Source organism: Desulfobacter latus (genome assembly GCF_013389365.1).
Lineage (GTDB): Bacteria > Desulfobacterota > Desulfobacteria > Desulfobacterales > Desulfobacteraceae > Desulfobacter > Desulfobacter latus.
Window position 1 is genome coordinate 121511 of the sequence record NZ_JACADJ010000003.1, and the last position, 11374, is coordinate 132884.

Annotated in this window: 8 protein-coding genes; all 8 read right to left on the minus strand. The window is 42.3% G+C overall.

The window, feature by feature from the left end; translation table 11 throughout:
- Window positions 1–138 precede the first annotated feature (138 nt).
- The 8 genes from HXW94_RS01635 to HXW94_RS01670 all read right to left on the minus strand — a co-directional run bounded on the left by HXW94_RS01635 (window position 139) and on the right by HXW94_RS01670 (window position 10972).
- Window positions 139–2295, minus strand: coding sequence for a hypothetical protein (locus HXW94_RS01635; protein ID WP_218576522.1), 2157 nt, complete (start codon window positions 2293–2295; stop codon window positions 139–141).
- A gap of 117 nt (window positions 2296–2412) precedes the next feature.
- The gene (locus HXW94_RS01640; protein WP_178365163.1) at window positions 2413–3693 is read right to left on the minus strand and encodes an oligosaccharide flippase family protein; all 1281 of its coding nucleotides are present in this window, start codon (window positions 3691–3693) and stop codon (window positions 2413–2415) included.
- Window positions 3694–3700: 7 nt separating this feature from the next.
- On the minus strand, window positions 3701–4774 hold the full coding sequence (locus HXW94_RS01645; protein ID WP_178365164.1) for an acyltransferase family protein: 1074 nt from the start codon (window positions 4772–4774) through the stop codon (window positions 3701–3703).
- Between the two features lie 295 nt (window positions 4775–5069).
- On the minus strand, window positions 5070–6761 hold the full coding sequence (locus HXW94_RS01650) for a right-handed parallel beta-helix repeat-containing protein (protein ID WP_178365165.1): 1692 nt from the start codon (window positions 6759–6761) through the stop codon (window positions 5070–5072).
- A 441-nt stretch (window positions 6762–7202) separates the two neighbouring features.
- A complete protein-coding gene (locus HXW94_RS01655; RefSeq protein ID WP_218576524.1) occupies window positions 7203–7760 on the minus strand; it encodes a YdcF family protein in 558 nt (185 codons plus the stop codon).
- Window positions 7761–7893: 133 nt separating this feature from the next.
- Entirely contained in the window at window positions 7894–8910 is a 1017-nt protein-coding gene (locus HXW94_RS01660) for a GDP-L-fucose synthase family protein (protein WP_178365167.1), read from the minus strand.
- Between the two features lie 18 nt (window positions 8911–8928).
- Entirely contained in the window at window positions 8929–10014 is a 1086-nt protein-coding gene (gene gmd, locus HXW94_RS01665; protein WP_178365168.1) for a GDP-mannose 4,6-dehydratase, read from the minus strand.
- Window positions 10015–10498: 484 nt separating this feature from the next.
- The gene (locus HXW94_RS01670; RefSeq protein ID WP_178365169.1) at window positions 10499–10972 is read right to left on the minus strand and encodes a plasmid pRiA4b ORF-3 family protein; all 474 of its coding nucleotides are present in this window, start codon (window positions 10970–10972) and stop codon (window positions 10499–10501) included.
- Window positions 10973–11374 lie beyond the last annotated feature (402 nt).

An 11374-nucleotide genomic window follows, 5' to 3' on the forward strand; every position in this document is an offset into this window, starting at 1 on the left:
AAATAATGTTTAAAAGGCAAATCAAGCCTTTTTATTCAGACTGCATCTATAACAGTTGAGTTCCATTGTAATCAAGTGATTGCTTGACAACCTGATATAATCCATTTTTGCTGCACAGGTGTCTACCTGAATGGGCCTTTAGTTGTCTGCCCCCTGATCCCTGCCGATATTCAACTGGTCACCCCAATTTATACCCCAAGGATCTTCTTCTCCGTAAAGTGCCGGTACAAATCCTCCGCCGTCAACTGCTACAGAATCGCATCGAACCATATCCTGCCAGTCGTCAGAAAACACCCTGGACCACATGAAATCCCCATCGTCCGTCCAAAGGCCGGAACCGGTGATCCGGTCATAGAGCCCTCCGAGAGTCACTATGGACATGCCCGTGATAGCAAGTGTCCGATCTATGAAATCCTTCCATTCCTGCAATGTTATCTCGTCGATGCCATGAGCGTAAGCAGCGGAGTAAATGCCTTCATAGGCCATATATACGCCAACGGCATTGGTATTACGTTCAAAATTGGCGGAGATTGACCCAAGTGTATCCCTGAGATTCGGGCTGTCAACCATAGCAAGATTAATCGCTGATAAATCTCTTGATCCACCGGTGCCAGACCGGGCGAGCCTAAAGGGAGTGGTCCCCGCTTTTGCAAAATGTCCTGGAAAAAGGGTCGTGTCATCCATCAAGTATTGCCTGAGGGCTCTGGATGTATGATTACCTGGGCTTATCCAGGACCGGCACTCATACCCACCACCGATACCCGCCTCAATAAGGGTTTTGGCCTCAGCGATTTCGACATACCAGTAATTTTCCTGATTGAACTGGAGGGTGGAAGGTACGCTGAACGTCCCTTTCAAAAGACATTTGGCAAGCGTCGGCCCGGTAGCGTTTGTATTCAGGGCAGTCCCATTCCATGTAGGCCCTCCCTGTGCTTTGATCCTCGCAACCAATGATCCAATACTAGTGGTTCCTGTAATACTGATTTTGTTGCCCGCCAAGACCCCATCCTCTCTCAACACCACTGTTCCATACCAGTTATCCGAGTTGTCATCCGATGTATCAAGAGTAATTTCAATGGTCGGATTGGTGCCGGTACATGTCACATCAATGGCATTCAAGCCTCCGCTTTCTGTTGTAAGAATGGAGTGATTGCGAGAATGGCACGCGATTTCATGGCCAGCGGCAACATAGGTGGCCATTTCCGCGTAATTCTCCACAGAAACGGTGTCAGGAGCATGAATCCCTAAAACAGTTCCGACGCCTTTAATTGTCGCATAGTCTGCAATATCTTTCCAATGGCTGAAATTGTTATAGTCATCAATGATTACTGATGTGATCCCTTCTCTGCGGGAAGACAACCACCCGGGGGCTTTGGTGGTATACCCGCCTTTAAGGATATCAACATCCCAAGTGTAATCATCTGCACAGGATTTGGCTGACGGAAGGATGATCGGATGATTTAAGGTAATTCTGCCATTGAATCCTAGTTCTTTGGTAATAACCTTTGTATCTGATTTCCTCCCTGCATTAGCAGCAATGATTGGATTGTTAAATGTAATAACAGTATCACCGACAGCGACGTTTAAAATTTTTGAGGCGTTTCCGACAAAGCTGCAATTATTGAATGTAATTGATGATGCCGACCGGACTATAATGGTTGCCGCATCAAAAGTATTGTTTTCGAAAAGACAATAGTTAAAAACAAAAACAGCTGAACCGGGAATAGCACTACCCAGTATTACTGCCTGTTCAGCCAGAGCTGAAAATTCACACCGGTTAAAAATAAATACGCTTGCAGCTGAGGTGGTGCATGACAAACCTCTGGAAGCATTATAACACCGGACTTTATTAAAGCGATGTGATGCTGTCAGCCGCAGACAGTCTCTTCCAGTCTGTGTTCCGATGATATCAACATTTTCAAGAGTGCCTTTATGTTTACCATAATATCCGGTATCATCCGCGCTGGACGCATCAATCGTCACAAGCCCGTCATGTCCGGCTTCTTCACTGCCCCTGATAATTCTGAAAGCCGCTGTTGTATTGATGTTGGTTTGATATTTTTTTCCAGACCTTCCACCGCTGATTTCAACGATATCATTAGGCTTGGTCATGGCCAATGCAGCGGCAATTGTTTTTTTGGCAGTGTCCCAAGACTTCCCGTCCCCGCAATCATCAAATCTGTTAGAATCCACATAAAATTTGGTGCCATCTGGTAGCGTGGCTCCATACTCTTCTGCAAGTTTACGCGCACTGCAACCTAAAAAAGCCCAACTGGACAAATCCTTGCCATCCATATCCCGATCACCGTCAAAATCATACTCCAAAGCATGTAGTTGTGTTGAAAAAAAAATGATCAAAAATGAAAGAATATAGCGCAACTCAAAAGAACCTCATAGGTTATATCATGGATATCATGGTCTCACGGGCTTATTTTTTGAAAAAATAAGCCCGGTAAATATGATGAACGTTTCCTCAAAAGCACTGAAAAACATGTACCATAGAAGAGTATCTTCCGCTGTAAAATCAAACAAATAAGCTGCAGCAAAAACAAAAGATTTGAGTGTTAAAAAAATCAGATTAACAAAAAAAAGAACGTTCTGTTTCCTGACTATAGTCATGACCGAGGCAGCCGGAGCCTTTAGCAGTAATGTAAAAAACCAGGGGGACAATATTTGTACATAATGGCCGGCAGTTTCCCAATTAGTTCCCAGAAGAGTGGTAAAAATTACCTTCCCAAAAAAGACGACCAGTAAAAAAATCGGCATACCAAGTACGGCAAGGCCAAAAGTCGTCTTGATCAAAGAGGATTTTATTGCTTTCCCTGAATTGAAAATTTCAGACGCCTTCTGAAAATATGTCTGGCCAACTGATTTTTGTGCAATATCTGCAGGCACCCTGACCAGTCGGTTTGTAATTGCAAAATAACCGACAATTTCAGGTGAATACATGAATGCCAACAACATTATCGGGAGGTTATCGGACAACACTTTCACAAGCCTTAACGGTGTCATATATAGAGGGAATTCTTTGTATTCTTTGGCTATGTGAAAATAATTTTTTTTCTCTATATTCATGACACTGTGCAAGAGGGTCTTGTTGACATTCTTTATAATAATTATAATCTTTGCAGCAATTCCAATTAAATATCCAAAAACCAGACCGGTTACAGATGATCCGTGAACAATACCCGCACAAATGCGAAAAGAAACCATGGATAATGTCTGTCCGATATCGGCACCAGCAATGCTTTTAAATTGTTTAGTCCTGACATTCCAGCTGTGTAAAATTTTGGCTGTTCCGAATAACAGCACACCCCAAATAAGTACGTATTTCCAATTGCCCAAATCTTCTAAAACCCGAACTTTAAAAAATAAAATGTCATAGGTGATCATCATTAGTGTGAAAAAACATAGAAATCCAACCAGTATCGTACATGCAAGCAAGCCAATGCAAATTGCTTTTTGATCGTCACTTTCCAATATCATTGCATTTTCATACATCATTGTGCTTAGCGGGCCTGCCAAAAAAATTAACATTGCAAATGTCGCAGCTGTACCAAAATCCTCTGGAGAAAATAGGCGGGCGATTATCGGTGCCGCAAGAAAGCTGACAACCCTTGCAACAAAAACACCGCTCAGCATAGTGCCTACATTCCGGATAAATCCCGAATGCTGTTTTAAGTTATGAATCAATTGCTTTTTATTTTTCGATAATTGCTAACGACTTAATAAAACTTTTCACATAGGTGCCTGATAGCGTTTTAATGTTCTGAAATAGATCGCGAAAATTTCTTTTTCCAACAGTAAGTTCACTAATGATCAATTCAAAACTACAATAAAAATATATCAGGATTGGGGATAAAATGATTACGGTAAATGCCTGGGTTACCGAATCTATAGGTCTATTGATCAAACAAGCTTTAAACATCAAAGTAAACCCCATCCCATGAAATAAATAGATGGCGTAGGAATATCGTCCAATAAGCTGAAAGATTGGATTAAACGGCAAGTAAATGGAGTTTGAAAACAATGAATAACAGATTAAAAATACTGAAAATGGGAACAAAAATGGGACAATATATTTTCTTCCTGGGAATAACAACCAAGGCTGCGGCGTTGTCTCTTGAATGCATAAAAAATAAAAAATAATGCACATGATTGGAAAAAAAATCGAAATTTTATTGAATGATTTATGCTTTGCAAGGATACAACCAAGACAAAAAATAAAAATATGCTGAAAAAAAAGCCCACGATAGCCGACAGTTCTAAACGGCTCACCAGCAAATTTAAATAAAACGGTATTTAAGATTAAAAAAACAAGTGTGCAAATTATCAAGCTTTTTTTAAAACTCATTTTTTTTATTGATACAAACAAAAGCGGGGAGATCAAATAACATTGTAAAATAGCGGGAATAAACCAAGGAGACTTCGGATAAATAAAATCCAAAGCTAAAAACCCCAGATACCCATTGGAAAATCCATGAAGTCCACACCAAATCCAAAACAGAGGGTATATTCTTATTAAACGTTTTTTAAAAAACCGAATTAGAAAATAAAAATAATATTCTTTAATGAAATTTTTTTCTAAAGAAAGATAAATGCCGTAACCGCTCAAAATAAAAAAAAGGGAAATAAACCCATTCGCATAGCCTCCAAGAGGGAGTTCCGTATAATTAACAATAAAATGGTTAATATAGACCGCTATAATAGCAAACCCTTTGAGGTAGTTTGAGATATCGTAATTAGTTTTATCAACACTTGCATTCATATTCATAAGGTATTTACAAATTTCTTTTTATAGTAATCCAACTTAGGTGTTTTTGATACATATATTGCTGTCCGATATTTTGCCTGTATATTATTTTCTAACTTTTATTTTTCTCAGAATAATATTCTGAATATAAGATCAATGTCGACCAAATCAAAATGCATACCTGGAAGAACCAAAGTTGGAGGACTATACTTCTATAATTTGACAATCTCGTAAAAAGTCCGATTTGGCTATTTTTTTGGTATAACAAGTTGATATTATTGATACCTATTTTACCTTTTTAAGAGATAATCATAATTTAATGATCGATAAATTTTAAAGCTCCTAAATCAAGTTTCTTACTTATCTTAATTGGACGGTTATCATAATCCGCAGGCAGATCTAAAACAATAGCTTTTCCTCTTGCAGGAGAATCCTTTCTCAGATGATAGTCTCGTTTTTCCGGATTGACAAACAGCGGATCCATACCGCAATAACTGTCACCGTCCTGTTTTGATATTTTTTTCCAGGATCTACAATCAAGCCCTTTTTCGGATCTAAAAAAAAAAGAACCCTTAACTGATGGATAATAAAGATTGGCTTCAGCCCTATTGTTCCATCCAACATTGAGCCCGCCAAACCAGAACATCGGCCGCTTCGTGAAATAGAAAATATTATTTATTGCTTCATAAAAATCGGCCCCCTTTCTCAAATAAACGCCTGTATCGCAATTGGCAACTGTATTGTTATAAATCATATTTTTCCGGATTGAGGACGGTTGGGTAAAATAAAATGCGCTTGTACAATTATCTATTATATTGTTATGAAATAGATTTCCAAAGTAGCAGTTCCCTTGATTGGAAATCATGATAAATGCAGAACCATTACCTGATGCTCTTTTGATTTGGTAGTCAATTGTTCCCTTGCAGTCCTGGATTAGATTTCTTCGAAAAATATTGTCTGAGCAAGGTTCCTTTGGGTCATTGCTCCAGAACTCTATGGGCCTTCGGCAAAATTTTATTCTGTTATCTTCAACAAGAACTCCGCTAGTTTTCTGCACGCCAATTGCGTGTCCGTCACCATCCCATGAATTGTAATAGTTACAATAAGAAATGGTATTTCCTTTAATGATACAACCAGGACCCGCACCCGCACCCTGTGGGCCATCATGGAAATAAATACCGTCACGCATGTAATATAAATCGTTATTCAAGACACACAACGTCCCTTTTGCCCCCTTTCGAACTTTAACAGCGGCGCTGCCTAAAAAACGGAATTGATTCTCGGCGATATGAAGATGACCTACCCCTAATTCTGTTTTTATTCCAGAGTGATTATATATAAAACTAATTCCGTTGATTTTTATATAAGAAGAGTTTTGCAAAAGGATACCATGCTGTCCCGTCAATATGGTTTTGTGTTTGCGCGGAGTCCCGTGGCTTGGTTTGTAATAATGGATATCATTTTTATTATCCGGAAAATAGTTTCCGTCTTGACAGTTTCTATTGCTTGCTTTTCTAAGGTGCCGACCATCTTCATAAAGTCCCCAATGAAAAAATGAAGTTTTTACATAATATACTCCATGCCTGTCCGGTCCGGTCCAGTCAGAAACAATCTGCCCCCCATCCAATACACCAGGAGATTCAGGATAATCTCCCCGAATCGTAATCGGTTTGTCTTCTTTTCCGCTTATCCTAATCTTTAAAGGATATCCGCTTTTGTAGTTATGAGTCCCACATATATACAGGGTTGCGCCAGATCTGAGCCCCTTTTCGCCCCAGACGATATGCTCAAATCCGTCCCAGGCATTCTCGTAGGAACTTCCATCTTCCTTCCCATAATCCCCCCCCTTGGGCCGAACCCAAAAAACGATAGGACGCTCAGAGTTCTTAAAAGTATCTAATTCGCCGGCTGTAATAAACTGCGGACCAATAAATGAAATTAAAAAAATTTGGCATGATAAGGCCAGATTAACTTTAAAATATTTTTCAATATGCAATCTATAAACCATAATCACCACCTTCCTTCCTGTTTTCCAGTGCTGACGCATAAATAAAAAAGTTGATTGAAGATGGATTGCTTATTCTTTTTAGGGTGTATCCAACCGTTTTTAACTCCAGAACTACGCCCCCAGACATTAACCATGACCAAAACTTATGGATTTCCTTCAATATAGACTTGATCCTACCTCCCCCAAGCTTGGGAAACTGTTTTGATTACATGTCCGTGGTGGCCGTTATATTAATCGGAGTTGAAAAGGGGCCGCCAAAGGCTTTTACAGCCATAAATAATCCAACCAAGGACTGAACATGCTATCTCGGATGAAACGGAACAGGCCTCGCACGCCGGAATCTTGAACAATCCTGACAAGCTGCTGCGAGTATCGGGCCAAACGGTTTAAGCATTCACCAAAGCTCGGCATTTGTTGTAAAAGGCTTCAAAAGCGGTTTATTTAAACAACAACCTCATAGGCAATAAAATAAACAATCTTCACGGCCTCGGTGACGACAATCTTTAAATCGGATAGGCTAAAAGATAATAGAAAACGTTCCGACCGGAGAAACCGACTTCCAACACATCTGCCCTGAAACTGTTCAGGATTAAAGACGTGGGAAGAGATGATATTAATCCTTCTCATATGCCATGGGGCGCTGACCATGATTGCAGATCTTAAACCCAATTTTTCCATCATATTCCTGGCTTCAAGTACCTCAATGTGGGTGTTTTCGTAAAAAGCAGGATATTTCTTGATGTAAGACCGGCTTAGATTAGGTAAAGAGGTTTTAACAGCCTGTCCATCGGACATAACAAACACCTGTTGGTAAGCCGGTATAATCAGGGTGTCGGCATATCCTTCGTGCATAAGCTGATGCGCCTCTTTCAGTCTTTGCTCCTGTTCCGGGCCGACAAAAAGAACAACAGCATCTGATTTTTCAGGGGGTTCACTGAAATTTAAATACTGATATGTCCAGACGTATCCGGCCAGGCAACACAGAAAGATAGTGATCAATATGATTGTACGTTGGAAACCCTTCATTTTAACTTTTTGTTTCTGACAGTCGAGGGCTTTGCTCTCTCCTTTTTTAAAAACCACAGAGAATTTAAAGGGACACAGCGGAGCGAGGCTTAAAACACAAAGGGCTTTAAATTTGAGAGGCAATGCTTTGTTCCCTATACCAGGTATATGTAGCGTGAATCCCCTGTTTGATTGAAATTTCGGCTGTCCAGCCTAATCGGGACAGACGGTCAACATTTAAAAGTTTTCGAAGGGTTCCGTCGGGTTTGGTTGTATCAAAAACAAGGTCTCCGTCAAACCCCACGGCCTCTTTAACAATCATGGCCAATTCCTTGATAGTCAAATCGGTACCTGTTCCGACATTGACAAAGCAGGGGGATGGGTAATTGGTTAAATGCTTTTCCACAACCTCATCTTCCAGGCTCATCACATACACGCTTGCATCTGCCATATCATCAACATGGAGAAATTCCCGACGCGGAGACCCCGTGCCCCAGACCACCACCTCTTTTTGTCCAGATACTTTGGCTTCGTGAAATTTGCGAATCAATGCAGGAAGTACATGGGAATTTTCAAGATCAAAGTTGTCATTGGTGCCGTAAAGATTGGTAGGCATCACCGCAACATATCGGGTCCCGTATTGCCGGTTGTAGGATTCGCACATTTTAATGCCGGCGATTTTTGCAAGGGCATAGGGTTCGTTAGTGGCCTCCAGTGGTCCTGTGAGCAGGTACTCTTCTTTCATGGGCTGGGGGGCTTCTTTGGGATAGATGCAGGAAGAGCCCAGGAACAAGAGACGCTCCACGTTGTTTTCATAAGCGGAATGGATGATGTTGTTCTGGATGACAAGATTGTCGTGAATAAATTGGGCAGGATAGGTGTTATTGGCGTGAATACCCCCAACCCGGGCTGCGGCCAGAAACACATAGGCGGGTTTTTCGGTCTGGAAAAAGCGGCTGACAGCGTCCTGGTTTTTCAGATCAATCTGAACCATCTTGATGGGCAGTGCATCAAGTTCATCAAGGCGCCTGGAATGATATGAGCCGATCAGGTTGCTAAAGCCTTTGGCGGCAAGGTTTCGGACAATGGCGCTGCCCACCATGCCCGCAGCTCCGGCTATAAAGATTTTATCCGATGTATTCATCTGTTTTATTTGCAGTCCCTATTCATTATGGGCATATACTTGAAAGCCTGCCCTGTGGCAAAGCTCGTCCCGTTTGGTTTCCTCAAGGTCGGACTGGGTCATCTCTTTGACCAATTCTTCGAAACTGATTTTTGGCTCCCAGCCAAGGTTCTCTTTTGCCTTGGACGGATCGCCTAAAAGGGTTTCCACTTCTGTGGGGCGGAAATATCTGGGATCAACAGCCACGATGGTTTTGCCGTTGGCCGGGTTGATGCCTCTTTCTTCTACACCTTTTCCCTGCCATTCTATGGCCATGCCCAGTTCCTTTGCACTCATTTCCACAAATTCCCGGACAGAATGCTGCTCGCCTGTGGCAATGACGTAATCATCCGGTTCATCCTGCTGGAGCATCAGCCACTGCATTTCCACGTAGTCTTTGGCATGCCCCCAGTCCCGCAGGGCATTCATGTTGCCCAGATACAGGCAGTCCTGCATGCCAAGGTGGATGCGGCACAGGGCTCGGGTGATTTTACGGGTCACAAAGGTTTCCCCCCGGATGGGGGATTCATGGTTAAACAAGATGCCGTTGCAGCCGTATATACCGTATGCTTCCCTGTAGTTAACCGTGATCCAGTATGCATAAAGCTTGGCGCAGGCATATGGGGATCTGGGATAAAACGGGGTCTTTTCGGTCTGGGGAACCTCCTGGACCTTGCCGAACAGCTCAGAGGTTGAGGCCTGGTAAAACCGGGTTCTTTTTTCAAGCCCCAGAAGGCGGATGCCTTCCAGGATGCGCATGGTGCCCAGGGCGTCTGTGTCAGCCGTGTATTCAGGGGAGTCAAAGGAGACCTGAACATGACTCTGGGCCGCAAGATTGTATACCTCATCCGGTTGAACCTGTTGGAGGATGCGAATCAGGTTGGTGGCATCGGTGAGGTCCCCGTAATGGAGGAGCATTTTACGATTTTCCTGGTGGGGATCCTGGTAAAGATGGTCAATACGGTCCGTATTAAACAGTGAGGCGCGGCGTTTGATGCCGTGGACTTCATACCCTTTATCAAGAAGAAACTGGGCAAGGTATGCGCCGTCCTGGCCTGTAATGCCGGTAATCAGTGCTTTTTTCATATTTGATCCTTAAAATTCAATATTTTTTAGGCCTTGATTAATGTTTCGGCCAATGCGTGGAAGGTCGGTTGGATTGAGGAACGAAACCCAACAAATACAAACTGTTGGGTTTCACTTCGTTCAACCCAACCTACACGGTGGTCCAAATGATGATCAAGGCCATTTTTTAAATGGTCCGCAGGTGTCGGCAAAGAGAACAACAACGTCTGATTTTTCAGGAGTATCACTAAAAAGGGTTTAAGCGGACATCAAAAGAATAACATCCTCTGTCACATTACATAGGATAATAACCACCCTTTTTTTGGGGGGGGCCTTAAATATGATTTTTTGTTCTTTGCGAGGCTTTTGAATCCAGCGCTCCAGACTTTTTACAGAAACATCTAATATCTTTGAGTAATCCCGAATTTTTGTCCGGAATCATCTTTGATAAATAGCCTAACTGTTCTCATCCAGGAGATGCACCGGAATATTGACCTTTTCATTATTATTCATCTTCCCAGTCATCATCCCAATCCGGATATTGTTCCGGGGCCTCACCTTTTGCGTCAATCACCCGGGGATAGGAAACTCCCGGCTGAACAGGCTTGTCCTTATGGCGGGTCTTTGTAATGTGGAAGGTCCAGTTATCGCCGAAATCAAACAGGTAAAAGACTTTCATGCCTTTGGGTACCGGCCATACATCGGATATCCGGATTTTTTTATAGACGTTATCCGGGTTAAAGGTCTCCCACTCCGGTTCTTGGCCCACAGGATATGCTCTGTGTCCGGGGCGGCGGCCGATGTAGAATTCAAACAGGTGGTCGTTATCAAAATTCACGGCACGCTGAATGGCTTCGTGCAGATCAAGGAAGTTGGCGTTGGATGGTATTTCAAATATTCGTATACAGTCTGACTCATACAGGGGCAGTTTCACCCTGAGTGTCCAGATGACGTCTTTCCGGTTCTTGCCGTTATTCATATTTGTTTCCATTTTGAATCGATACTTGGTTAACAGGAGATAATAATAACCGCCTTTTTTAGGTCGGCCTTTGAATATGACTTTTTGGGGCTTTGATTATCATTTGATCCACCGTGTAGAAGGTTGGGTTAAACGAAGCGAAACCCAACCTACACTCTAACACCTCAACCATCCTGTGTATATTTTTCTATCATCTCTGTATGGGAAATTGTCTCATCAGAATCAAAGGTCTGGATCCTGGACAGGGCCAGTGCTGTGAGACGAAGATCCTCAATCTGTTCCTTTCTTCTTACTCATTCTTACCCATTGAGTATGAATGATGAGAAATTCCTGCTTCATAGAGTGTGCCCGAACAAACTGCTTAGGTCTCATTTCCTCTCCACAGGCTTAAAATCCCGTAGA